Below are 24,193 nucleotides of genomic sequence, written 5' to 3'. Positions count from 1 at the left end.
TGAATTTTATTAATTTTCTTTATGATGACTTTCTGTATAGACAAATCGCCGATTAGTATCGATAGACTGTTTCCTATCTTTACGCAAACGGCTTTAAATTGTTTTCTCCCAAAGTTGAGTTTCAGGATTATACTGTTTTAAAACTTTTGCCGGATTACCAACTATAACAGAATATGGTGGCATACTTTTAGTCACCACACTACCAGCTGCGACAATAGAATGTTTACCAATGGTAACACCTGGAACGATAACAACATTGGCTCCAATCCAAGATTCCGATTCTATAACTATAGGTTTTGTAGAAACACCTTGCTCGTGAATTGGACTCTCAATACCTTCATAGTTATGATTTAAACCCGATAACACCACATTTTGTGCCAACCTTACATCGTCACCAATGGTTACCGGACCAATAATAGTATTACTTAATCCGATACGAGTTCTATTCCCTATTATAACATCTCCTACTCCGTTATTTAACGCAGAAAAATCTTCTATAGTTGATGCGTCTCCTAAACTAAATTTACTCCAAGGCACTACATCGAGTCTTGTTCGTCTTCTAATACAAGAATTTTTTCCTCTATGATGAACAAAAGGGTTTACAAACCATTTTATCCATAAACGTGGTCTTGCTTGATTAGGTATAAGTATGGACCAATGCGCAAGTCGTTTTAAAGTCGGATTTGATTTTATTGCTGTTACAAAAGACATAACTAATTATTTTTTAATGAGGATTGCATAGCGTTATAAATAGCGTTAACACTATTGCTCCAAGTATGCGTATTTGCAAAATCAATTTGTTGTTTTGCTTTAATATCTGAATGTTCAGATAGTGCTTTTTCTATTAATTGCACATAATCTTCCTTTGTTTCACCTAAATAGGTGTAATCTTTAAACATTTGCATAGCCTTAGTGGTTGTGGCAACTACAGGTTTACCCATGGCTAAATATTCATCTATTTTTCTGGGGTAATTACCTATAGTAATTTCATTAACAACCTGAGGATTTATAGCAATATCAAAACCTTTTATATATGACGCTAATTGGTCTGCCGGCTTGTTCCCAAAAAAATAAACATTAGATAACTGATGTAAACTAGAAGCCTTAAAATTGTCATCTTCAGGCCCTACTAAAACGATATTCCAATCTGGTCGTTGTTGAGCTATAAACGTAATTAATTCAATATCTAAACGCAAGGTTGTTAGCGACCCAACATAGCCAATAACTGGTCCCTTGATGGCTGCAAACTCTTGTGGTATTTTTATAACCCCATCTTCATCGTTAAACATAGTGACATCGCAACCCTGACCTACCATAAAACTATGGGCATTATATTTTGAAGTATAATCTACATAGTATTCAGAATTATTAACCACAACATCTGCCTGAGCAATGACCTGAGGTTCTATGCGTTCTCCATGTTTTTTCCAATACGGAACTTTTATTAAATTATCTCTAACATAATATGTGTAGACATCAGGATTTAAATAGTTTTTTAAATAAAGCCCTAAGAACATGGAACTATCATTAAACAACAAAACATTGTTAAAGCCTAAACGGGTTGCAGCCGCTTTTATATCTTGCGCAAACAGTTTTGTATTACGTTTATTAAAAAAATCAAAGACAGATGCGTTATTAATCCAATTGATTGATTCTATTAATGTTTTTGGATACAGATTCCATAAGTTGTGCTCTATTTTTTGTAAATCAGGTGCTTCACCTTTCGCAATTTTTAATCGTTTCTGAATATGTTCTTCCTGTTTTTGCTTGTATTTGGTAATTCTGTCTAATGGTGGATTAACGTACAATACACGATTATGCTTAGCAAACTCTGCAGCAATGTTCTTACAATTACTGCCAATTTTAATATCCCAAGGTTGTATACCAATGACTATTATGTCTCTATCTTGTATCATAACGACTGACTATTTTTTTTATCGAATTGCTTATAAATTTCTAAAACTTTTTTTGCCGCATTTTCCCATGTAAATAATTGGTACTGCTTAAGTCCTTTTTTAATAAGCTCTTTTTTTAAGGTTGTGACTACACGTATTTTTAGAATAGCTTCAAAAATTTCTGTTTCATTTTTAGGATTTACTAAGTATGCCGCATCGCCCGCCACCTCTGGCATAGACGAAGTGTTTGAAGTAATTACCGGAACACCACAAGCCATAGCTTCAATAATAGGGATGCCGAAACCTTCGCGCAACGAAGGGAACAAGAAAACCTCAGCTAAATGAAATATAATGGGTAAATCTTCATCTAACACATATCCTGTAAGGACTATTTTATCTTTAAGTACTTTACCTAAACCAATTTGTTTTAATAGAGTGTTTAAAGTAGCTTCATTCAGTCCGACCAAAACAAGTTTAACATCATCTGTAGTAGTGCCAATATATTTATAAAATGCCCTTAGCACTCGTGCTGTATTCTTTCTAGGATCGGTATTGGCAAGGTGTAATAAAAAATTTTGAGGTAATTGATAGTTTTGTTTGACCCGTTCAATTTCAAACCTGTTAAAACTGGATACAAAATTTGTATTTACACCGTTATGAACCGTATTTATTTTTGATGTTTGAAGCTGATACCTATTGCTAATATTTTCTTTTTCAAAATTAGAAACTGTGATGAGCACGTCGCTTTGCTTTACAACTTTATTAACGATTAATCTTCTGTAAAAATTTCCGAATTTTTGATACCAAGAAGCGCTACTAATCAGTTGCGAAAAAACACTTGTTTCTTTAAAAATAATATCGTGAAGTGTTGTAACCAATGGCACATCTATAAATAAAGGTGCGGTATTACTGGTACAATGAAGCACATCGCATTGATGCGCTTTTACCATTTTTGGAAGTTTTAACTGTTCCCAAATAGGATAAGATGCGGCCTCTACTTCAACAATTTTAAAATTCTCAGTTTCCGAAATTACCGTGTTATCAGTATCAGGTTTCACAAAAATAACGTAATCGTTTTCTTTGTCTAAGACTTGCAAATTCTTAATCAACTCTAACGCTACTCTATCCATTCCGTGCTTATGCGGACGATATAATCGCTGGGCTTCAATACCAATTTTCATCCTCTAGTTTTTTGTGACACCGTGTGATGTATGAATAAATTTTGAATTTGCACCTTTTAAATTAAAAAGCAAACGGAACATCCTAAAGAACGCAGAAGGCATTGAAGCCATAGCTTTTAAGGTGTTTGCATTGTAAAATGATTTAGGCAAGGCTAAAACAAACGTAGCGATTAATAATGCGTAAGTAATTATCCAGTAATAGCTAGATATGAAGGTATTTACTTTAAATCCGAAATCGATTAATATGTAAATGAGCGTAATGATTGTGGTTACACCTAATAATAGAATTCTAGGTGGTACCATCATCTGAAACACTTTATCAAAGAAATTCATATTTCCATTGAGAAGTGCTTTAAACCCTAATTTATAATTGCGTTTAAAATAGATAAATTGTGTCGCTAACCAACGTCTTCTTTGATTAGAAAAGTCTGACGATCGCTGAATTTTTTCATCTAAAACTACGGTATCCTGAAGATATTCGATTGTAATGTTATTTTTTGCTAATTCAAATTCCAATTCTTTATCAAAACCACCAACAGCTGTTACAGTTTTCATAATTGATTGAAACAAACGGTACTCAAAGCCCATACCAGAACCAATTAAACCCGAAGACAATCCTAAAGCACTATGACCTTTTCTAAAAATATGGTTGTTAATTTCTTCGCTTGCAGCATCTAAAATAGCAAAAGATGTATTTAAATTTTTCGCCTTTCTATGAGCCTGAACTACCTGAAAGCCATGATTAAAGGCATTATTCATTTTATTTAGAAACTCGGCTTCCATTATATTATCTGCATCGAGAATGATGGCATAATCATAATTCTCAGATAAGCTATTAATTGCTGCATTTAACGCTTTAGCCTTTGTACTATTTTCAAAATCTACCTCTACTAATTTAATAGGAAGTTTTTTAAGATTAGTAAGCGTTTCTGCTTGTAATGAGTCTGCGATCACTATCACATCAAAATTAGCAGATGGATAATGTTGTTCTAATGCTGTTTTTGCTACACTTACAATCACAGCATCTTCCTTATAGGCTGGAATAAAAACAGCCATGCTATTTATATTTTGATTAGTAAAAACCTTTCGTCTTTTGTAGCCATGACCAGCTAAAGCAAAAAGTAAGACGTATACACTAGATACAGCAAAGTAAATGAGTATAATAACTTCAAAACTATTGATAATATATCTTATTATTTGATTCACAGTTTCCATGGATACAAGGTTTAAAAAAATTGAATAATTAATGAGACTTAAACTTTAGCTCTTTACGTTTTAACTTACCAAGCTTTGTTCTAAGTTGAAGTGCGGTTTCTCTTAAAAATGGTAAATACTTTCCACTTTTAATGTTATAAGTTAGAGATTCTGAGTCATAAATCATTTTAAAGTTTTCTGTACAGAACACAGGTTTTTTAGTCAGCTTATTGATCTCTATGGCTTGTCTTAAATCGCTTTCAATAAATAAGTTGTAAGTACTATTTTTATACTCTTTAGCTTTATGGCTACCATGACAATTAGCCTTTTGTCTCGCTTTCATATCTGGCAAGTCTAACATCACCAATTTGTCGTATTTAATGCCATGTTTTTTTAACCAGATTTCAGTTTCTTCGCGATATTTTTCTAACCTAGAAGTCACTAAAGTGCCTATTTTACTTCCTGGAATATATAATGGTGCTGCATTAAGTAAAAACGATTTATAATTAGGACCATCATCGTTTTGTTCTTTAGAAGGATCAACACAAAGCACACCGTCAATATCAAAACAAGCCTTATCTAATGTAGAATGGTTAAAGATATTCCATTGAAAATAGCGAGGTGTTGCTACATTTTCTAATGCAAAATCTACAGCCTTAGCTTTTTCTGGAGTTGCATAAACAACACAGTAACTAAAATTAAATTTTTGATTTAAATGTGCTAAGCTCTCCTTACATTCTGCTAATGCCGAACCCGATGCAATACTATCATCTACCACCAAAATATTTTTATATTCTGAAGCATCAAAAAATTGTTTTCGCGCTCCGGCTTTATACACAAAACCTTTAATAAATGAGTGAATATCTGTATAAGGTAAATTGAGGTAAAGGGACAAAAGGTTTGCTGGCATCATACCACTTCTTGGGACACCGACAACCAAATCAAAATGTCTCGGTATAACGTGAAGTTGTCGTAAAATAGTTTCGTTTAAATCGCTGATACTTCTAAAATTCATGACTTATTTTTTTATTGCTGTAATTGCTTTTTTATCTAATTGAGGTGCTATAAACATAAACACCATGGTGACGTACATAAGTATTCCTGTTGGCATTTGCCCAAAAACACCATTGCCATAAGAGGCCATCATAATACCTGCCATACCGCAGGTAATCGCGGTGATTTGTATTTTAAGGTTTTTATCTTTTATCTTAAACATGACGTTACGTGCTCCTGTAATAAGAATAAAGAATAGCATAAATAGGTAATATACCAATCCAACCACTCCTGTATCTGCCCAGATCATTACATACCAACTATCGGTAGCCGTATTGGCTAAAAAGCTTTGTGGTGTAAAACGTTGCCCCCAATTTCCTGTGGCACCAAGTCCTCCGCCAAATGGTCTTGTTGCCAAATAGCCTTTTAACTTTCTTTGGTTGGCCAATCGTACCTGCAAGGATGCTTCATTGGGATCAAAGGCGGTTCGCATTCTCCTTATTTCTGCATTTCCCTGGCCTATAGTGGTATGCGCAAAAAACACATAGACACCAATACCTAAGACAGCTCCCAGAATAAGAATTTTGATATTTTTTCTAAGAATTAAAAACATAAAACCACCAATAGCCGGAACTGAAATAGCACCTCTCGTCCCAGAAATCATCATTCCTAGAAGTCCAGCTAAAGCGACAGTGATAAAGAACAATCTAAGTTTTAAGCTCGATTTTCTAAACAAGGCTAAAATACCAAACACAACTCCGGCATGGCCTTGTGAAGCACCATACTGACCAGCATCTGAGTAAAATGAAAATACTCTTAATTTACCAAAAAGCACATGAGTTTCTGCACCTCCTTGATCTAGCCAGCGCTGCTCAAAAGGATCTACTCCAAAATAAAATTGCTGTAACCCCTTTACCGTTCCTATAACAGAAAGCACTCCCCAAATAATGAAAAAGTTATTGAGATCTTTCTGCTTATTAAATAACATAAATAGTAACGGAATTACTAAGAATTGATATAAGCCAACACCTCTCATAGCATAAAACCAAGCCTCTCTGCTCAATACTTCTGGGTTCCCTAATTGAAGAAAAACGTAAGCCATCCACAAGGTAACCACCACTGTTAAGCTAGATTTTGCTCTATACCATGGAATTTGTATCGCAAACCCTTTAAAAAAGAGAGCAACATAGACTAAAACTAACATTGCATCAATGGTTAATCCCCAAGGCGCTACAACATATCGAGAAGCACCTGTAACAAAAAAACCTAAAATAATAAGTAAGTAAATACCAAATTTAGGCGTCTTAAAAACAACATACACCAAACCTATTATTGCTAATAATCCCACACACAGTGCTAAACCTATAATCTGAGCTTTAACAATGACCAAACCTGAAATTAATAATAAACTAATTACTGCAATTATGGTATTACGATTTGTAATACGCATAGAACCAGATTTTGTTTCAAATGGGTTGATATGTTTATTTAAAGCATTCATTGTCAATAGATCAGACTTTATAATAGTCTGTTTATCACTACAAACATACTTTTCAATTAGAGAGAATTCTGTTAGATTTCGATGGATGAACCTTTAATGTAGACGAATAGTTAACTGGTATTGATTAAGTAATTTTAATAAGAAAGACATTTGGTACGGTAACTTTCGGCCATTGAAATAAGTTACACAAATAATGAAACACCTAAAGTAGATTCATATTCTATAACTATATAGTAGCTTGCTTACTTCTAAAGGCCTTAAATTGTAACCATAACGATTTGTAAAAGGAATTACCTTGCTTAAAAATTTCTAACAAGGAAATGCTGAAATTTTTATTGAGAAAATGGAAGCCTACAACTATCCCTAAGCTTGTAAACACTAGCGTAGACACCGCAACCATTTCAATAGACTTAAAAATATAGATGGCTATAAAATCTCCAATAATGTTAGCCGATAACATAATTAATACCTTTAACGCATTTATTTGTGGCTTATTAATGCTATCTAGCCCTATTCCCGTCATCCTATCAATAGGCAGCAAAACACCATAAACAGATAAAATTCTAACAATGGAAACAATATCTATACCCATAACCGATGATTCTAAATATTGATAACCAGATATGAGAATTACAAATTCTTTTGCAAAAACAAAAGTGATTAATGATAGTGCAAAAAACATATAAGTTAGTGCACCGGAATAGACTTCAAACAAAGCCTTCACTTTTTCAGTCTTCATTTCTAAACTGGCCTTAGACATTTTAGGAAATGCGGTAGCAGTAAAACTTCTTAAAGGAATTTGTTGAATTTCGGTAAGCTTTAATGGAATACTAAACAAAGCTACTGCGACATCTCCAAACGGACTAATACTAATGATAAAAATATCTGCATTACGTAATAAGTTTGTTCCTATTAAAGTAAATGTGCTGTATTTACCAAAGTTTAATAGGGTTTTAAAGGTGCTTTTATTAGCTCTTCTAAACAATGTTATGCCATCCCAAGATTTTAATATGCAAATCAGTGAAGTAAATGCATTAATGCCTATAAACACAAGGATGACATCTAATATCGATCGTTTTAAATAAAACGTATTCATAACTAAGAAAGAGAAAAACAAACCGCTATTAATTGCTTTAATTATTAAAATTTTGTCATACTTCATTTTTGCCTGTTGTACAACTAAAGCGTTATTAAATGGAAGATTAACAAATGCCAAAATAGGATACCAATTAAAAAATAGCGCGTATGATGAATTCGCTATAGTACTACTAAAAATTTGTTTAAACGCTATTAATATAAGAGCTATAACTATGGTTGCTAAAACACTAATAATAACATTAGCACCTATAAATTGGTCTCTACGCTCTGCCGCAGCACCAGATAAAAATCTTACCAATCCGTTGTTTGTAATACCGTAGCGCAACATTTCTACAAGTGAACCTCCGGAAATAAATAAAACCCATTGTGCAAATTCTTCTGTTTCTAAACTCCTTGCAAGCAAGGCAAAACCACAAAACCCTAAAAACGCAATAATTAGATTTCCTGATAAGGACAAGAAATTATCCTCTTTAATAATTTTATGGAGCAGTTTTTTCATGTTTTAAATATGGTTACTAGTATAAAACTGAAAGCGAAACATGTTTTTTAATCGCACTCTAGTTGCAGATCGCTCTTTAGGTAATTCGCCTATTACATTCTCTACTTCTTTTAGATCGACACCGTTAATGATAAATTTAACCTTACCTCCCAATAATGATTTTACCTGATCTAGCATTGTATTATCTGCATTAGACCACAATCTATTTGAGCGACACACCATTAATGCTAAATCTGATTTTGTCAATAATTCTGCAGGATAATTGCACTCTAACATACTTGGCAATTCGATTAAGATATAATCAGGTGTATTTTCACTTTCATTAATATCTATACCGAGGTCATTAACCGATTTAATATCTCTGTAATCTGCACCAACCGAATAGGTTTGATACTCTTCAGCCTCTAAACTATTATCCGTAACAGCGGTAAGAAAAGGATGTTTATAATCTATGGTAGGATTCTGATATCCAAAAAACTTATATAACCATGTATATTTAGGAGGTTTTGCAATGGATAGCTTTTCGTTTGAATGATTGATAACCTTAACCGAATGACCAGATGCCTTTATACGCTTAGCAATATTAGTTGTAATTACACTTTTACCTTCATACTTCCGAGTACTAAACACTGTAATAATTTTTGGAGATTTGGTTTTATCTTTAAATGTTTGATAAAAATTTTGCATTATAAAATCCATTAAACGCTCTTGAATTTTAACCATATCTAAATGTGGTTTAGCCACAAACAATTTAGGAAGCATTCCCAATGCAGGTAGATTAAGCTTTTGCTCTGCATTTTTTTGATTTTTTAAAGTATCATCAAAAAATTCCATAAATAAGATCGCGGCAAGAATTATAATTCCTGTGACTAATACCAATGCTATTACAATAATTTTACGTTTAGAGGGTATGGGCTTAAGTGGAAAAAAGGGAGGATCTACAGCTGTTAAATTACTAGACAATTGAGCATCTTGGAATTTCAGTTTTGCCAAATTAAGTCCATGTAATATTTCTAAATACTCCTGCTCTGCTACGTTAATCTCTCGTTCTATACGTTTTAAATTAGCTCCTGCAGGTGCATAGGCCGCAAACTGCTCATCTATGGCCTGACTTTGAGCATTCATCACAGAGAGTTTCGCTTTTAAATCTTCTGTTTCAACCTCTTTATCTACCCAATCTGGAAGCACTTTTTTAATAGGAACACCATCTGTTGAATTCTGAAACGTATACAATTCATCAACATTAGACTTTATTTTTTCTTGAAGTACTTTAGCCTGCTTATTTAATGTCTCTAATTTTTGCTTTGACGCTTCATCATCTCCAGCTTTGGCACTGTACATACCAATTTTGTAATTAAGATCTCCCAATTCCTTTTTACTATTTACAATGGCATTGTTCTTCTGCTGTATGGCTTCTTGAATGGCCAATTTCTTTTGTAATCGTTGTGCTGACGCCTCTGAACCTGCTAACTGCGCCATACCTTTTTTGTAGGCCACACCCATATCTTCTTTTACAATAGCTACGGCTTTACTTTGTTCGTAATAATTAATGATATTATTTTCCTGATTAAACTTTAATAATTTTTGTTCAATGGCCTTTAATTTTTTTTCAGATTCTGAAAGTTGCGCTTCAAAATATTTTACAACCGTATCCGATCCGCTCTCTTTTAAATCTTTATACTTTTGCTTACAGACTTCCGTATAAATCTTAAGGGTTTGCTGACAAATACCAGGATCATCAATTTCGTAGGTTAATTTTACAAGATCACTCGAAGAGATGCGTTCTACCTTAACTTTAGATATCGCTTCTAAGGAATAATGCGGATGGTCGTAACTTAACAAAGAATAGACAAAGTTTGAATTATCGCTGTTCATCAATTCTATTAAATATGCAACGGTAGCTTCATATTGAGATGCTGCATCTTGATTTAAGTCTACAGCTTTAGCCAAATCCAATTTTAAATTTTCTGGAAGAATGTCTTGTAGTTCTTCAAAAGCATTTTCAGATATAAATTTATGATTAGGCTGATCTAGTAATATGTGCTGACTCAACAATCTAACAGCCACTTCTTCTTGTGTATCTCTAGACTTTAATATATTTATAAGATTATCGAAGGCATTGTTAGCAGCCAAATAGTTAAAAGATTTATCCATTTCTATAGATGAACCCGAAGCTATACCAGTATATAATACCGTTTCTGAGTAGTAATTTCTTTTTGGGTTAGCCGTAAGTACCAAAGCCAAAACCCCAAACAAGAGTGGTACAACAATTAAAATTACCTTGTGTTTAAGTATTAGTTTTATAAAGTCTAGTGGTTTCATTATGATACGTCTTAAGGCTTAGTTGATTTTAATCCCTGTGTAATTTTCTAATAATTTTTTTGCAAGCAATAAATTAGATTTTGCTTTTTCAAATTCTGTAGCCACACCTGCTGTAATGTCAGAAATTCTAATGTATTCGTACATTTCTATTTGGCCATTAGTGAATTCTTTTTTAGCCATTTCCATATTAACCCTTGCATCGCTTAAGTTGATAGCTTGAATTTTTAAAATATTTTCTTTAAGAAGTAAATCTTCGTAATACCGAATTACTTTTTCTCTGATTTCATATTCTTGAAATTTTACAAAATTTTCTGCTTGAGAGATTTCGAATTTGGCTTGTTTCATTTCAGACTTACGATTAAATATATCGAAGACTGGAATTTTAAGATATAGTCCTACGGCATAGGTTGTTTGTGTGGTTGCACTAGTTAAGGTTACTGTTTCCGCTTCGCTAACACTATTTGAAAAGTTGTTATAATTACCATATCTGGTATCTGCTTGAATTCCAAAATTTCTAGTCCAATTACGACGCTTAGCTTTTAAGTTGGCCTTTTTTACTTCAATCTCATCCTTTCTATATGCTAACATACCATTATTAACTAAAGCCGAATCCATTAAGACTTCTAATTTAGGCACCATTAACTTTAGAGATTCTTCTTCTATGGTACTTGCTATAGAATCTTGCGCTAATAAGCAAGAACTAGCAAATACAAAAAGTACCGATGTTAGTATTATTTTTATTGTTTGTGTCATAGCTTGGGACAAATGGTCTCGATTATACTTATATTACTCGTACAAAACTACATGGAGCTTAGAGCGAATTCGGCTATATTTCGATGGATGGACAGTTAGTGTAGATGAGTTGAATGGGTACAATGATTAAGCTATGTTATTCCGTTAAAGATTGTTCCTTAAAAAAAAAAAAGCTACTATCTCATTCATATGAAATAGCAGCTCTCTCAACCAAAAATATATAAAACTAAACTGTACTTTTTTGAAATAATGCAGGCACGGTTCTTAATAGAATTTTTAAATCGAACCAAAGTGAATAATTATTTCCTGTAAAATAATCCGCATATCTATTATCTAATGCAATACGCTCTTCTTCAGACATATCACCTCCTTTACCTCTTAATTCCACTTGCCACAAACCTGTAATACCAGCTGGCGCTAAAAAACGCTTAGACATTTGATCTTGGGTTAGTAACTCGGCTTCGTAAACGGGAAGCGGTCTGTTACCTACTAAAGACATATCTCCTTTTATAACATTAATGAGTTGAGGTAATTCATCAATACTTGTATTTCTAATAATTTTTCCCACTTTAGTGATTCTTGGGTCATCTACTATTTTAATAAAGCTAGAGTTATTAGATTGGTCTTGCTTTTTGAGTTCCATATACCAATAATCACAAACTTTGTTTTCTTCTGCGTATTTAACTGGTGAACAAAATTCACCTTTTGGCAATGCATTACATCTAGGACAAGATGATGTTTCGGTTTTAGTTGTATCTGGAGTTTTACTGTACTGATTCTTTTCTTTAGCCAACTGCTTTAGTAACTTATCAGAACCATTATGCATAGATCTAAGTTTGTAAAAATCAAATGTTTTTCTGCCTACTCGTTTTGCAATGTAATAGACTTTGCCTTTGGACTCTATACGAATGGCAATAATGATAATTAGTAACAAAGGGGAAAGCATTAACAAAATAAAGGATGCTATTGTTATATCAAAAATACGCTTAGATATTGGAAATTTGTATGTCGCAGGTTTACTTGTACTATGAGGCACTGCGGTTTCTTTATTTTGGTGAGCTAATTGTCTCGTTCTTAAAATAATCTGCTCGATTGAAGTAGATTTCATTACAAAGTAATCATTGACGCCAGCTTTAAAAGCTTCGCTATAAATTTTAGGACTATGCTCTTCTAATAACAACACAAAAGGTATGGAAGATAGATTATATTCTTCCTTAAGTTGTTGATGCAAAAACAATCCATTATTTCCCGACAGATTGTATTCACAAATTATAGCGCCTATATCCTTTTGGGTTTTTAGTATATTAATGGCTTCTAGACCATTGTTGGAATACAAGACTGAGATTTCGGTGTTTTCGACACTCCATTGTACCTCATTCTTATTTTTTCCTATGTAGAGTGTTTTCATGTTTTCTGGGAATTATATCTACGTAAAAGCTTTACTTCTACCAGGCGTTAGCATAATGTATTGGGTACAAGTTTTTTTTCACTACTTCATCTAATTCTTCAGGATTAAATGGTTTTGTAAGATAATCTTGTGCACCGAGTTTATAGCATTTTACACGTTCTTTACTTTCTGCTCTACCCGACAGCATTATTACAGGTGTATGCTTTGTATAGCCTCTTAACCTAAACTGTTTTAAAAACTCAAAACCATCGAGATCACTCATTTGAATATCGCTAATAATTAAGTCTGGTAAATTACCATCTAACCATTTTAAAGCTTCTTTACCAGAATTGACAGTAACTACATCGTAATTGTTACCTAAAAAGAATTCTAACAAGGTTGTCATTGTTAGCTCATCATCTATAGCTAGTATTTTTTTCTTCATAATATTTAAATTAAAATGTATTTGTAGTTAGGGGCTTAAAATTTTATAACTGTTAATTTGAAATATTCTTTTTTAAGAACTTTAATTATAATCGGTTAGAGTTTTTATTTTTCTCTGGTACAAACTTAGCCGTGCGTTATGTGTTTTTAGCTTAAATTTCGATAGACTAACATTTAGTGTAGACCAATGACTTAAAATAATTGGTGTCTTGTTTTTAGATGTTTTGAAGCATTTACCTATTATTAAGAAAACACAGAAATAGCTTACAATGAGTGTATTTAAAAACAAAAAGGCAAAAACGAATGTTTCTGCCTTTTCCAAATTAGCTATTAGCTAGGGTTGTACTAAATGTAGGGTAGTACAAAATATTATGATAAATGTGATGAAGCTCTTTTTGAATACGTAATAAAAAGGACAAAATAACTTTGTCCTTTTTTCTTAACTACCAAACCTTAAAAATCATAACCACTTGATTTCTAATTCAAAATTAGTGGAAATGTTAATAGCGTTTGTAATATTTAGATAAGGTCTAAGCAGAACACTTTGAGTGTAAGTAATGTATCGACGAATGGTTTTACAACAAATTTAGTCGTTTCATTAATTTTGGTCTGTTAGATCTACTAACAGGAATGACATCTTTTTTAATTAGCACACTATTGTCTTCGATGTCAATAATCTTTTCGACGTTAATAATATAAGAACGATGAATCTTTAAGAAAATACTATCTGGTAATTTATCTTCAATTTTTTTCATGGTAGAATGTACCGTGTAGTTCTTCGTTTCTGTTTTTATTTGAATATAATCTCCCTTAGCTTCTATTAAATAAATAGTAGGTATATCTATTTTAATCAACCTTCTATCAATGTTTATATACAGATCATTCCCAGAACTTGTCTCTACCTCATCTGAAGCCCCAATGTCGTCTTTAACTTTATTTGGAATAGCCTGTGCTTTAATAATAGCTTTTAAAAAGCGCTCAGGAATAATAGGTTTAACGAGGTAGTCTACAATGCAATCGTACTCAAAAGCTTGAATTGCGAAATTTGGATCGGAGGTTGTTAGTATTATTTTAGGAGGATTTTTTATGGTTTCAATAAAATCGAAACCGGTAAAATCTGGCATATGAATATCTAAAAAGATAAGATCTACCTCATGTTGATTGAGGTATTTTATAGCTTGAATTGCATTAGGAAATTCCTCTAGCACATTTAAAGAAGATTCATTAGTACACAACTGACTAATGATCGCTCTTGCTGTTGCCTCGTCATCGATAATTATACAATTCATAACATAGTTTTAAAAGGTCTCTAAATAATCTGTGATTGTATCTAGAATTGCTTCAAAATCTTTCCGTCCGTCTTCTTTACCATTTAATAGGTTTTCTTCATAAGTAACTGCAATTCCGTAACTCTTTTCAAGTCCTAAAATACTAATTTTATGTTTAAGTTTATGAACATTATCTGCGGAGTCTTTATATTTTTTTGCTTCAATGTTATGTAAGTAGGTTTGTTTTTCTTTCGGATATTCAATTTTTATAATTCCCATTAACTTTTCTTCAAAGTCTTTATCTCCTCCAGACATTTGATTAATGTACGATAGATTAGGCTGTTCTCTCATGATTTTTTTGTATTGTAAAAAAGAAAGTTGTTCCTTTTTTTATTTCTGATGTTAACCAAATTTTACCACTATAAAATTCAATAATTTTCTTAACGATAGACAAACCAATTCCTGAAGATTCTGCAGTGTTTTCTAACTTTACAAAAGTTTTAAAAATCCGATCAAAATATATTTGGTCAATACCTTTACCATTATCTTTGACATAAAATTGCCAATATTCCCCAATATCTTTTCCTCCTATTTCTACTTGGCCTATTTCTTTATCGTTGTACTTAATGGCATTTTCTAATAAATTTTGAAACAGTTGAATTAATCGGCTCCTGTCTCCACTAACAATAGGTAGCGGATTTACTTTTATTTTAAAATCCTTTGGAACATTTATAGAAGCAATAGTATTTTTTATTAAGACATTTAAATCTACATCATAAAAATTCTTATCTCCCTTACATACGGTTGAATAACTTAAAATTCCACTGATTAAAGTATCCATTTTTTGAACATTGGTTCTAATCAATTGCAATTGGTTAGCTCCATGCTTGTCTAAATTATCTATGTGATCTTTTAATAGCCAAGAGGTCAGTGTATCGATATTGCGTAATGGTGATTTTAAATCGTGCGAGACCATATGCGCATAATCGCTCAATTCTTGATTTTGTTGGGATAAGGCACTAAGCAATGATTCTTTCTCTTTGCTCATTTCTATAATCTCTTTGGCCTGACCCTCAATAAAATCTACTAACTTTAACCCACTTATATCGGTGTTAGTAGTATTTTGGTTTAGATTACTATCCAAGACTCCAAGTTTGTTTATAAGACTTTTCAATTTTACAATGAGCTCTTTCTGTTCTTGAGCCTCTAAACGCAATTGTTTGTTTGCTGCAAATAATTCTTCTGAGCTAATAGCCATGGCTCTTTGAATCATTGCAGAATGCTCATCATAATTATTGTACGATCGATCAATAGCACTTAGAAATTCATCTAAATCTTTATTTTCTCTAAGTTCTTCACTTAAATATTTACGTACCTGTCTTTTTAATAGCGAATTCATTTATTCACTTATTAAAGTTATGGTCATGGTTTGGTTGTGCAATTGACAAGCCATTTCTCCATGAAAAGGTGCAATTTCTCCGTAAGAATAAAATCCTGAAATGGCGGTCTTTGGCCCTAGGACTTCAATAACTTCTTCTATTTCTTCTTCTACACGTTGGTCTAACACCAATTTTCTACCAATACAACTTACCAACATCGCCAATTCTGGTGTAGATGATCTTAGCTCAAGAGCCTGCCTTGCTGCTCGCTCAGACGCATTTGCAATTTGATCTACGTTGGTCATCATTAATTGTACTTTGGCTCCTTCTGCTATATCGCCTGCTAAAACAACTGCATTCTGGTCTTCATCTACACTAAGAATTGACCTTACTATAGATTGTTTTTCGGATAATAAAGTGACATTTAGTGGATACAAAAGTGCTGCGCTTGGCAAATCTTTAGCCTTATCACCTAAGTATGTTTTATATAAGTCTAGTGCTGGTTTACCATCTAATTCATAAAGAACATTACCTTCAGATTTAGTCACCGTACGTTCTGGTCCAAAAGGTGTCCAACCTCCATGAATAGAAAATGAAATCTCTAGTGAGTCTCCATAAAAACCAATAGCGACTATTTCTCCTTGTTTAGGATTTTCATTATATCCAGCAATAGTTTTCTCAAAACGCTCATCATCACCACAAAGTCCACCTGTTATTAAGATGTTCTTTTCAATAGCATCTCGCATCCCTTTTGTTAATTGACTACCGTTAACAAAACTACCTTCAGAAACTACAAATACATATTTTAAACCTTCTTTAGGAAACTGTTTAACTAAAGCGCCTCCGGTTTTGTAACTATCTAAATCTTTATTTAAAATATTACTCGTTTTAATTATAAAATGAGTTCGCTCAAACTCTATTGCTGTAATTGTAATACTGCCTTCGTTAACCGTAACCGATGAAATTTCTGCACAGGCAGAACCAAACACAATATCACCATCAGGAAACAACACTTTAATGTCTTCATAGATTGTAGGACACTCTAAAAGATGACGGTTTCCAAAAACTATCACCAATGGCTTTTTAAGCACATGCTTATCAGTAAGATATTCCCAGTCCTTTTGCCTGTACTTAACTAATTGAACTATTTTCATGATTATTTTTTTAAGGTGAAATAAAATGTAGTGCCAACATTCGGTGTACTTTCTAACCAAATCTTACCACTATGTAGTTCAACAATTTTTTTAACAATAGATAACCCTACTCCTGTTGAATCTTTACTTTTATTGAGTGCATGAAAAATTTTAAAAATTTTATCGTGAAAGCGTTTTTCTATTCCCATACCGTTATCTTGTATAGAGAACTCATAATAATCTGATAAATCTTTTACTGCAATTTCAATCCTTCCTTCTGGCTTATCAATAAATTTTACAGCATTGCTGATTAAGTTTTGAAATAACTGTTGCAATTTGGTTTTGTCTCCTGATATCGTTGGTAAGGGATGGCTTATTTTAATCTCAATATGATTAGGAACATATAATATTTTCACTAATCCTTCAACAAGATCATTTAAATCCACAGGTTTCTTTTGTGCCTGACTTGAACCAATACTTGAGTATTCTAGAATGTCTGAAATTAGTTGTTCCATCTTTTCTAAAGTTACTTCTATTAGGCTGATGTTTTGTAGACTTAATTCATCTAAACTATCTTTATTATCTTCTTTAATCCATTGCAAAAGCGCATCAATACTTCTTAGCGGAGATTTTAAATCGTGTGAAACAATGTGTGCATACTCTTGTAATTCGTTATTACTTTTTTCTAACTCTAAGAGTAGACTTTCTTTTTGTATTTGCAGTTCTTTTAATTCGGTAATATCATATATAATACCAATGGACCCAGAGATTTTTCCATTAACATTATAATTAGGTGCCCCACTTAATAACCAATGTCTTAATTCTCCTTTTTTATTTCTAATTTTTACTTCGTAGGCGTTGGTAACACCTTTTTTTCTTTTTTCCATTTGGGATTCTACCATATCTCTATCAGCTTTTGCTAATAAGATATCTTTCCCAACTTCTCCTATAATCTCATCTTCAGTATAGCCAGACATATTAAGATAACTTTGATTGGCCATTAAAACTCTACCTTCCTCATCAATTTCAACCAACCCAAGATGCATATTTGCAATGATACTTCTATACTTTTCTTTTTCTATTTCTATGCTTTGTCTATAATGTCGCTTTAAGGTGACATCTCTATAACTCCATAGATTTCCTTTGTATTCATTATCACTGATGATGGGTATAAAATCTCTTTCGAGTATATCTCCTTTTGTAGTGTTGAGTTCATCTCCTATAACCACTTTTTTAGATTTTAGAAGTACATTAACTCTGGTAATAAACCCTTTAGGAGCTCTAAAAATCGTTTTAGATTGTTCAAATATCTGTGCACTATCTTTACCGACCAATTCCTTTGGATTTAGCGCTAACCTAAACATATCACAGAACTTCTGATTTACGAGTATAATCCGTCTGTTTTCATCTTCTAATAAAATTCCTGTTTCTAGGTTGCTTATTAGTGTTAACAGTCGGTTTTCGGATTGTTTTAATTTGTCTTTAGCTTGTTTTTCTAGGGTAACGTCTCTTAAAATACCTTGAGCTGCTATGGGCTCTCCGTTTTCATTTAAAATAATACTAGCATTAACCTGTGTAAGGATTTGAGCACCACTTTTGGTGTTGAGTTTAACTCTAAAATCAGTTACCGATCCTTGCACCAGTAACACATCGAAAGCATTCATAACGTTTTCTACTTCAGACACGTCTGCAACGCTCAATAAATTAAAATCTTCGTAAGAATCAAAGCCCAACAAATTGGCTGCAGCCTCATTCATTTTAATAACATTACCCCACAAATCCATAACAATGTAGGCATCGATAATGTTTTCGAATACACCTTGCAACTCTAGTGTGCGTTCTGTAAGAATTTTTTGTAATTTGTGATTAGAGCGTTTTAGTTCTTGAGCCGTATTGTAGAGTTCTGTAGATTTGTCTTCAAGAATTTTCTCAGCTGCTTTTCGAGCTAATTTTTCTCGAGCAAGAGCTCTTTTATAGACTTCTAATTCACTATCGTTTGAGCTCATTATTTCTTTGTTATAAAAAACCGAACCTCAGTTCCTTCTGCATTGAGTTTTTCATAATTAATTTCAACAGGAACCTTAAAAAGTTTAAAAGTTTCTAACATTAAACCTTTACCTAATACGTAAAGTCCTTTGTCTGATTTATAAACCAGAACCATGTGTTGGTCGGTTTGCTCTTCAAGCTCAAAAGTAGGTAATTGAGCATCTGGATAGATTTTTTGAACTTCGACATGAATATGATTTTCAATTGAAGCTAAAAGTTTCATAGGATCCTTGTAATGCTCTACTAAATTTGGATGTGCCTTTACCAATGCTTTAAACAGATGTTCTGAGTACACCATGAGTAAATCATCTATAGAAATATCAGTGTTTTCACTGAGATGCGTTATGAGTTGTAACATTTCTGAAAACTCGTACGTTCCTACTGAGGTGTATGCTCCTTCAGATTCTAGGTTAGATTGATTAATAATTTTATCAACCATTCCTAACCCAAATTTCTCTTCAACTAAATCTAAAAACTCAGTAAATATTATACCTTTCATTATACAGTTATCAATTCATTTACACTCCAATATCTTAATATTTTTTCGATTTTAGAAATATAATCCTCGTATTTTAATGGTTTTAACACATAGCCAGCAATTCCAACTTCAAAACATTCTAGTAAATCTTTCTGATTACTAGAGGTTGTTAGGATAATTGTTGGTATATATCTTAATCGTTCATCGGCTTTTAAAATTTTAAGAAACTCAATGCCATTTATTTTTGGCATATTTAAATCTAGAAGAATAATATCTGGTAATTGATCTTTTTTCTTAAGTAACTCTAAAGCCTCCTCTCCATTATTTGCTTCAGTGATTTCGTGTGTTAACCCTAGAGAATTAATTGCTCTATTAAATTTCATAACCTCAATCATATCATCCTCTATAAGTAGTATATTAAGATTTCTCATCCCTAAAGTTTATTTTAAATTTAAGAATCAAAATTACAATAGTGTATGTGTTTTAAAGCCTAATTTTCGTTTAATTGGTAGGTAATATCGCTTATTTACATTTTAGTATCGACGAACGGTTATGTATCTAGAAAACACCTATGAATTTAAATATTCTTTTTTTAAAATTAAAGCACCCCAAACTACTAACTACCAATACTTTAGTCTCTATTTCACACAAAGCTAAACCCCTTTTTAACTCATTTGTTTTTTAAGATCTCTAAAATGGCAAAGCAGTGAGGTTACAAAACAGCCCAAATAAGCTTTTATTTTAATAATGCTTGTGTCTTTTTTGGTAACCCTTTCACTACCATATCATAAGAATGATCTATTAAATCTGTAATAAGTTTTGGAGAGAGTTCTCCTGTAAGGACATAAACGCTATTCCATTGTTTTTTGTGCATGTGGTAACCAGGCTTTACACTATCGAATTTGGCGCGTAACTCTTGGGCATATTCTGGATCGCATTTTAGATTGATAAAAGCTTCGCCATTTTCCCAACGTTTTAATGAGGCAAGTGCAAACATTTTATTACAGACTTTAAAAACTAGTGTATCATTATCAAAAGGAAAATGTTCTGTCACCTCCTTTTTATTTAGGCAATAATTTCTGTAGTCTTCTATATTCATTTCAACAATTTATTGTCCTCATCAGTTTCAATCTTTAGTGCTGAATAATCTAATTTCCATCCAATAGTTTCCGCTAAATTTTCTATAAGATTAATAGTTTCTAAAGCTTCTTGTTTAGCTAAATTAAACAAACCACTTTCTGGCACTTTATCCATAATGTGGGCTTTTGCTTTGGTGTGTAAATCGGTTAAATCCGATGCTTCAAACCGATTAAACATACCATCTTTTTTATCGTAATAATTAATGTTACTTTCTATAGATAACACTTCAGGTTGCGGAAATTTAGATAAAATAATGGTTTTAGTCTTAGCATTAGAACGCATTTCTACTTTACTAAAGTCAAAACCAACGTGAGCTTTCGCATTGATAACTACAAGCGCTTTTTTACGACTTAAAATTAGTTTTAAAAATTTCTCTTTGACATCTTCATAATGGTATATTTCAGCAAAATCTCCTTCAACAGTAATAAATTTACAAACCCGTTTTATTTTATCTAGTAAAATTACAGATTGAGAGTTTCGAACCTGCTTCGTTTTCCATTGTTTGTAAATGGTCACTAAACCCAAAGTCACCAAAACACTGATAATAATGATAAAAAATGTTTCCATAGTATGTAAATATATGACACTAAAAATAAGTTAATGTCACAGGCTATTTATCTATAATCTTATACAAAATAGGTTTGCTTGGGCTCGCATCATTCTCAAAAGGTGCAATCTGAAGATTAAGCATGTATTTACCATCTTCTATGTTATTAGATACGTATATTAACTCGGTTATTGTAGCATCTAAACGCAATTTTCCGCTAGTATTCCAAAAGGCATTATGAGCCAAAAGCGCTCCTCCATCTTGCTCTTTATCTACACTAGGCAAATCTACTAGCAAATGCTTTACACCTTTAGTCTTAAGGTAATTGGCTGCATCCTCTAAAAGGTAAGTAGGATTGGTATCCGAGTATTGTTTAGAACATTTTTCGCGTGTATTTGGCATGGTTCTAATTACAATAGCTTCACGTTTTTTATTACCTAAGGCAAATTGTAACTGTTTACGTGAAATGACATAATCATCTCCTAATTTTTCTGGCGCCACAGTAACAACCTCAGCGAGGAAGAAAAACTGTTTTAAACATTTGTTTATAGGATAACTTTCTTTAGTGATATGACCAACCGTTTCGGTGTGCGTACCATGAGAATGTGGGTTAAATTTTATGGAATTAAAGTTTACCACGGCTCCATCTGCAACACTTATGGTATCTCCATCTATAACTTCGGGTTGTATGGTTGGCGGCTCTAAATACCATGCATTTACATTGGTAGACTTTCCTGTTATAGGAATTGAGAGGTCTAACGGTTCTAATAAATCTATTTTTAATTTTCTGGATTTGTATTGAATAGTTGCGATCACGCTTTGTTAATTTTAAATAGTTCACTGGCAATACCATCACATAAAAACTGTCCTTTTTTAGTGACGCGTATATGCTTATCATCAATATACAATAATTGTTGATTTATAAAAATTTTGGACTGTTCAATTAAATAATCTTTATAATCTATACCAAATTCGTTTTCTACTTTTAATAGCGACACTCCCCAAATGGTGCGCAAACCAGTCATTACATATTCGTTGTACTGATCTGTTTGGGTTAAAGTTTCAACTTCTATTGGTAATTGCTGCTGCTGAAGGGCTTTTATGTATTTTGAATTATTACTCACATTCCAGCCACGTTGCCTTCCATTAAACGAGTGTGCCGAAGGACCAATTCCTAAATAGGATTTCCCTTGCCAATAGGCCGAATTGTTCTTGCTAAAAAAACCTTCTTTTCCAAAATTAGACAATTCGTAATGTACAAATCCTGAAGCTTCTAATTTAGCTTTCAACATATGAAATTGCTCATGCGCTTGCTCGTCATCAACATCGTCAATTATACCTTTTTTTATAAATGACGCTAAGGCTGTTTTAGGTTCTACCGTTAAAGCATAACTTGAAATATGAGGAACTCCAAAACGTAAGGCCGTTTCTATATTTTCTAACCACTGTGCGTTTGAAGCTCCTGGGATGCCATAAATTAAATCTAAAGAAATATTATCGAAGTGGCGCGTCGCCACAGACAAACATTCTTTAGCTTCGTTTGCATTATGTGCGCGATTCATCAATTTTAAATCGGCTTCAAAAAAGGATTGAATACCAATGGATAAACGATTTATGGGACTTTTAGAGAGCTCAATAATTCGCTCTTTAGATAAATCATCTGGATTGGCTTCAAGTGTAATTTCTGGGTTAGCTGAAACCTTATAATTTTTATAAACTGAATCTATTATAAATTGTAACTCAACATTGGTTAAAAGGCTTGGTGTTCCACCACCAAAATAAATCGTTTCTACGCTAGAATTTTTAAATTCATCTTTACGAAGTTTTAATTCTTGAGCTAAAGCATTTACAAGTTCATCTTTTTTCTTCAAGGATGTCGAAAAATGGAAGTCGCAATAATAACATGCTTGCTTGCAAAATGGGATGTGGATATAAATACCGCTCATTTTATTTTTAATATTCAGTCAGACTTTATTTTAGTCTTCAAATAAGTTATACAGGGTTAAAATTCGTAAATCGCAATAGCGTTTTAAAAAATTATAATACAACATATCAAATTGACTTCCATAAATTTCTCGTCTTGTTTCCCAAGATTCAAACCTTGGAAATTTCAATTTAAATTGCTCATCTACAAATAGATTCCAAAATTCTTCTGAAGTATCTAAAGCTGATATAAAGGTAGTGTCCTTACTATTTAGTTGTTTCAATTCACTAACTAAAGAATCTTTTATTTTCTGAGATTGATAATAATTTTCATAGGCAATATCATTCATTTCTACTTGTCCTTGACTAAAACTTAACAGGGACTGGCTAAATATTAAAAGTAAAATAATGTATCTCATTTACTATTTTTAACGGCATACTACAACGGTAAATTATTTACTTCTTTATGCGGTCTTCATTCTGCTTTACAAAGGCAGACCAGCCCGAATAGCTTTTACCAACTTCAACTCTACCTTCGTTATAAAAATGACAAACGGCTGCGGCCAAACCATCCATAGAATCTAAATTCTTTGGAATAGTTTTAAGACCTAACATGCTTTGTAACATTTTAGCCACTTGCTCTTTACTCGCACTTCCATTTCCGGTAATTGCCATTTTTATTTTTTTAGGAGCATATTCTGTAATTGGAACTTCTCGAGACAAACCTGCTGCCATAGCAACACCTTGAGCACGTCCTAACTTTAGCATACTCTGTACGTTTTTACCAAAGAAAGGAGCTTCAATCGCTATTTCATCAGGGTGATACGTATCGATGAGTTCTACGGTACGTTCAAAAATAAGTTTTAATTTAAGATAATGGTCATCGTATTTTTTTAGGATGAGCTCATTAAGCTGCATAAATTCCATTTTTTTACCTACAACTTTTATGAGTCCAAAACCCATAATTGTAGTTCCTGGATCAATGCCCAAAATAATTTTCTCTTTACTCATG

General features: G+C 32.6%; 24 protein-coding genes. All 24 read right to left on the bottom strand.

Annotated elements, in window-relative coordinates:
* Nucleotides 1–93: 93 nt before the first annotated feature.
* Nucleotides 94–711 (bottom strand): acyltransferase, encoded by a 618-nt coding sequence (locus C8N41_RS04985; protein WP_115838417.1) that lies wholly within the window; start codon nucleotides 709–711, stop codon nucleotides 94–96.
* Nucleotides 712–713: 2 nt separating this feature from the next.
* Nucleotides 714–1,916 (bottom strand): glycosyltransferase, encoded by a 1,203-nt coding sequence (locus C8N41_RS04980; protein ID WP_115838416.1) that lies wholly within the window; start codon nucleotides 1,914–1,916, stop codon nucleotides 714–716.
* Nucleotides 1,913–3,076, bottom strand: a complete 1,164-nt coding sequence (locus C8N41_RS04975; protein WP_092445163.1) for a glycosyltransferase family 4 protein — start codon at nucleotides 3,074–3,076, stop codon at nucleotides 1,913–1,915. The genes C8N41_RS04980 and C8N41_RS04975 overlap by 4 nt, the downstream gene beginning before the upstream one ends.
* 3 nt (nucleotides 3,077–3,079) lie before the next feature.
* On the bottom strand, nucleotides 3,080–4,291 hold the full coding sequence (locus tag C8N41_RS04970; protein WP_115838415.1) for a glycosyltransferase: 1,212 nt from the start codon (nucleotides 4,289–4,291) through the stop codon (nucleotides 3,080–3,082).
* A gap of 28 nt (nucleotides 4,292–4,319) precedes the next feature.
* Complete coding sequence (locus C8N41_RS04965; RefSeq protein ID WP_115838414.1) at nucleotides 4,320–5,285, bottom strand: phosphoribosyltransferase family protein; 966 nt, start codon at nucleotides 5,283–5,285, stop codon at nucleotides 4,320–4,322.
* Nucleotides 5,286–5,288: 3 nt separating this feature from the next.
* Entirely contained in the window at nucleotides 5,289–6,764 is a 1,476-nt protein-coding gene (locus tag C8N41_RS04960; RefSeq protein ID WP_211318181.1) for an O-antigen ligase family protein, read from the bottom strand.
* A 226-nt stretch (nucleotides 6,765–6,990) separates the two neighbouring features.
* A complete protein-coding gene (locus C8N41_RS04955; protein ID WP_115838413.1) occupies nucleotides 6,991–8,361 on the bottom strand; it encodes a lipopolysaccharide biosynthesis protein in 1,371 nt (456 codons plus the stop codon).
* Between the two features lie 3 nt (nucleotides 8,362–8,364).
* Complete coding sequence (locus tag C8N41_RS04950) at nucleotides 8,365–10,683, bottom strand: GumC family protein (protein ID WP_115838412.1); 2,319 nt, start codon at nucleotides 10,681–10,683, stop codon at nucleotides 8,365–8,367.
* An 18-nt stretch (nucleotides 10,684–10,701) separates the two neighbouring features.
* Nucleotides 10,702–11,436: a TolC family protein gene (locus C8N41_RS04945; protein WP_092445174.1), complete on the bottom strand. Its 735-nt coding sequence runs from the start codon at nucleotides 11,434–11,436 to the stop codon at nucleotides 10,702–10,704.
* A 226-nt stretch (nucleotides 11,437–11,662) separates the two neighbouring features.
* Entirely contained in the window at nucleotides 11,663–12,844 is a 1,182-nt protein-coding gene (locus tag C8N41_RS17120; RefSeq protein ID WP_115838411.1) for a sugar transferase, read from the bottom strand.
* Between the two features lie 37 nt (nucleotides 12,845–12,881).
* Nucleotides 12,882–13,268 carry a response regulator gene (locus tag C8N41_RS04935; RefSeq protein WP_092445176.1) on the bottom strand — a complete coding sequence of 129 codons (387 nt, stop codon included), beginning with the start codon at nucleotides 13,266–13,268 and terminating at the stop codon, nucleotides 12,882–12,884.
* A 574-nt stretch (nucleotides 13,269–13,842) separates the two neighbouring features.
* Nucleotides 13,843–14,556 carry a LytR/AlgR family response regulator transcription factor gene (locus C8N41_RS04930; RefSeq protein WP_115838410.1) on the bottom strand — a complete coding sequence of 238 codons (714 nt, stop codon included), beginning with the start codon at nucleotides 14,554–14,556 and terminating at the stop codon, nucleotides 13,843–13,845.
* 9 nt (nucleotides 14,557–14,565) lie between these two features.
* Nucleotides 14,566–14,886: an Hpt domain-containing protein gene (locus C8N41_RS04925; protein ID WP_170137090.1), complete on the bottom strand. Its 321-nt coding sequence runs from the start codon at nucleotides 14,884–14,886 to the stop codon at nucleotides 14,566–14,568.
* A complete protein-coding gene (locus C8N41_RS04920) occupies nucleotides 14,870–15,934 on the bottom strand; it encodes a sensor histidine kinase (protein WP_115838409.1) in 1,065 nt (354 codons plus the stop codon). Before C8N41_RS04920 ends, C8N41_RS04925 begins: the two co-directional genes overlap by 17 nt.
* Nucleotides 15,935–17,068, bottom strand: coding sequence for an FIST signal transduction protein (locus C8N41_RS04915; protein ID WP_115838408.1), 1,134 nt, complete (start codon nucleotides 17,066–17,068; stop codon nucleotides 15,935–15,937).
* Nucleotides 17,069–17,070: 2 nt separating this feature from the next.
* Nucleotides 17,071–19,053 carry a PAS domain-containing sensor histidine kinase gene (locus C8N41_RS04910; RefSeq protein ID WP_115838407.1) on the bottom strand — a complete coding sequence of 661 codons (1,983 nt, stop codon included), beginning with the start codon at nucleotides 19,051–19,053 and terminating at the stop codon, nucleotides 17,071–17,073.
* Complete coding sequence (locus C8N41_RS04905; RefSeq protein WP_115838406.1) at nucleotides 19,053–19,592, bottom strand: heme NO-binding domain-containing protein; 540 nt, start codon at nucleotides 19,590–19,592, stop codon at nucleotides 19,053–19,055. The genes C8N41_RS04910 and C8N41_RS04905 overlap by 1 nt, the downstream gene beginning before the upstream one ends.
* On the bottom strand, nucleotides 19,592–20,002 hold the full coding sequence (locus C8N41_RS04900) for a response regulator (RefSeq protein WP_092445189.1): 411 nt from the start codon (nucleotides 20,000–20,002) through the stop codon (nucleotides 19,592–19,594). The genes C8N41_RS04905 and C8N41_RS04900 overlap by 1 nt, the downstream gene beginning before the upstream one ends.
* Nucleotides 20,003–20,307: 305 nt before the next feature.
* The gene (locus tag C8N41_RS04895) at nucleotides 20,308–20,670 is read right to left on the bottom strand and encodes an MmcQ/YjbR family DNA-binding protein (protein WP_115838405.1); all 363 of its coding nucleotides are present in this window, start codon (nucleotides 20,668–20,670) and stop codon (nucleotides 20,308–20,310) included.
* Nucleotides 20,667–21,278 (bottom strand): DUF4230 domain-containing protein, encoded by a 612-nt coding sequence (locus tag C8N41_RS04890; RefSeq protein WP_092445193.1) that lies wholly within the window; start codon nucleotides 21,276–21,278, stop codon nucleotides 20,667–20,669. Before C8N41_RS04890 ends, C8N41_RS04895 begins: the two co-directional genes overlap by 4 nt.
* Before the next feature lie 43 nt (nucleotides 21,279–21,321).
* Nucleotides 21,322–22,074 carry a cyclase family protein gene (locus C8N41_RS04885; protein WP_092445195.1) on the bottom strand — a complete coding sequence of 251 codons (753 nt, stop codon included), beginning with the start codon at nucleotides 22,072–22,074 and terminating at the stop codon, nucleotides 21,322–21,324.
* Entirely contained in the window at nucleotides 22,071–23,204 is a 1,134-nt protein-coding gene (hemW, locus tag C8N41_RS04880; RefSeq protein WP_115838404.1) for a radical SAM family heme chaperone HemW, read from the bottom strand. Before hemW ends, C8N41_RS04885 begins: the two co-directional genes overlap by 4 nt.
* Before the next feature lie 30 nt (nucleotides 23,205–23,234).
* Complete coding sequence (locus tag C8N41_RS04875; RefSeq protein ID WP_115838403.1) at nucleotides 23,235–23,600, bottom strand: hypothetical protein; 366 nt, start codon at nucleotides 23,598–23,600, stop codon at nucleotides 23,235–23,237.
* 37 nt (nucleotides 23,601–23,637) lie between these two features.
* Nucleotides 23,638–24,192, bottom strand: coding sequence for a crossover junction endodeoxyribonuclease RuvC (gene ruvC / locus C8N41_RS04870; RefSeq protein ID WP_115838402.1), 555 nt, complete (start codon nucleotides 24,190–24,192; stop codon nucleotides 23,638–23,640).
* Between the last annotated feature and the right edge of the window lies 1 nt (nucleotide 24,193).

This window comes from Winogradskyella sediminis, from assembly GCF_003387355.1.
GTDB lineage: Bacteria > Bacteroidota > Bacteroidia > Flavobacteriales > Flavobacteriaceae > Winogradskyella > Winogradskyella sediminis.
Note: the sequence above shows the minus strand (reverse complement) of the source record. Positions and strands in the feature narration are given on the sequence as shown.

Coding starts and splice junctions, on each gene's coding strand:
- C8N41_RS04985 (WP_115838417.1), bottom strand. CDS start 711: ATGTCTTTTGTAACAGCAATAAAATCAAATCCGACTTTAAAACGACTT.
- C8N41_RS04980 (WP_115838416.1), bottom strand. CDS start 1,916: ATGATACAAGATAGAGACATAATAGTCATTGGTATACAACCTTGGGAT.
- C8N41_RS04975 (WP_092445163.1), bottom strand. CDS start 3,076: ATGAAAATTGGTATTGAAGCCCAGCGATTATATCGTCCGCATAAGCAC.
- C8N41_RS04970 (WP_115838415.1), bottom strand. CDS start 4,291: ATGGAAACTGTGAATCAAATAATAAGATATATTATCAATAGTTTTGAA.
- C8N41_RS04965 (WP_115838414.1), bottom strand. CDS start 5,285: ATGAATTTTAGAAGTATCAGCGATTTAAACGAAACTATTTTACGACAA.
- C8N41_RS04960 (WP_211318181.1), bottom strand. CDS start 6,764: ATGAATGCTTTAAATAAACATATCAACCCATTTGAAACAAAATCTGGT.
- C8N41_RS04955 (WP_115838413.1), bottom strand. CDS start 8,361: ATGAAAAAACTGCTCCATAAAATTATTAAAGAGGATAATTTCTTGTCC.
- C8N41_RS04950 (WP_115838412.1), bottom strand. CDS start 10,683: ATGAAACCACTAGACTTTATAAAACTAATACTTAAACACAAGGTAATT.
- C8N41_RS04945 (WP_092445174.1), bottom strand. CDS start 11,436: ATGACACAAACAATAAAAATAATACTAACATCGGTACTTTTTGTATTT.
- C8N41_RS17120 (WP_115838411.1), bottom strand. CDS start 12,844: ATGAAAACACTCTACATAGGAAAAAATAAGAATGAGGTACAATGGAGT.
- C8N41_RS04935 (WP_092445176.1), bottom strand. CDS start 13,268: ATGAAGAAAAAAATACTAGCTATAGATGATGAGCTAACAATGACAACC.
- C8N41_RS04930 (WP_115838410.1), bottom strand. CDS start 14,556: ATGAATTGTATAATTATCGATGACGAGGCAACAGCAAGAGCGATCATT.
- C8N41_RS04925 (WP_170137090.1), bottom strand. CDS start 14,886: ATGAGAGAACAGCCTAATCTATCGTACATTAATCAAATGTCTGGAGGA.
- C8N41_RS04920 (WP_115838409.1), bottom strand. CDS start 15,934: ATGAATTCGCTATTAAAAAGACAGGTACGTAAATATTTAAGTGAAGAA.
- C8N41_RS04915 (WP_115838408.1), bottom strand. CDS start 17,068: ATGAAAATAGTTCAATTAGTTAAGTACAGGCAAAAGGACTGGGAATAT.
- C8N41_RS04910 (WP_115838407.1), bottom strand. CDS start 19,053: ATGAGCTCAAACGATAGTGAATTAGAAGTCTATAAAAGAGCTCTTGCT.
- C8N41_RS04905 (WP_115838406.1), bottom strand. CDS start 19,592: ATGAAAGGTATAATATTTACTGAGTTTTTAGATTTAGTTGAAGAGAAA.
- C8N41_RS04900 (WP_092445189.1), bottom strand. CDS start 20,002: ATGAGAAATCTTAATATACTACTTATAGAGGATGATATGATTGAGGTT.
- C8N41_RS04895 (WP_115838405.1), bottom strand. CDS start 20,670: ATGAATATAGAAGACTACAGAAATTATTGCCTAAATAAAAAGGAGGTG.
- C8N41_RS04890 (WP_092445193.1), bottom strand. CDS start 21,278: ATGGAAACATTTTTTATCATTATTATCAGTGTTTTGGTGACTTTGGGT.
- hemW (WP_115838404.1), bottom strand. CDS start 23,204: ATGAGCGGTATTTATATCCACATCCCATTTTGCAAGCAAGCATGTTAT.
- C8N41_RS04875 (WP_115838403.1), bottom strand. CDS start 23,600: ATGAGATACATTATTTTACTTTTAATATTTAGCCAGTCCCTGTTAAGT.
- ruvC (WP_115838402.1), bottom strand. CDS start 24,192: ATGAGTAAAGAGAAAATTATTTTGGGCATTGATCCAGGAACTACAATT.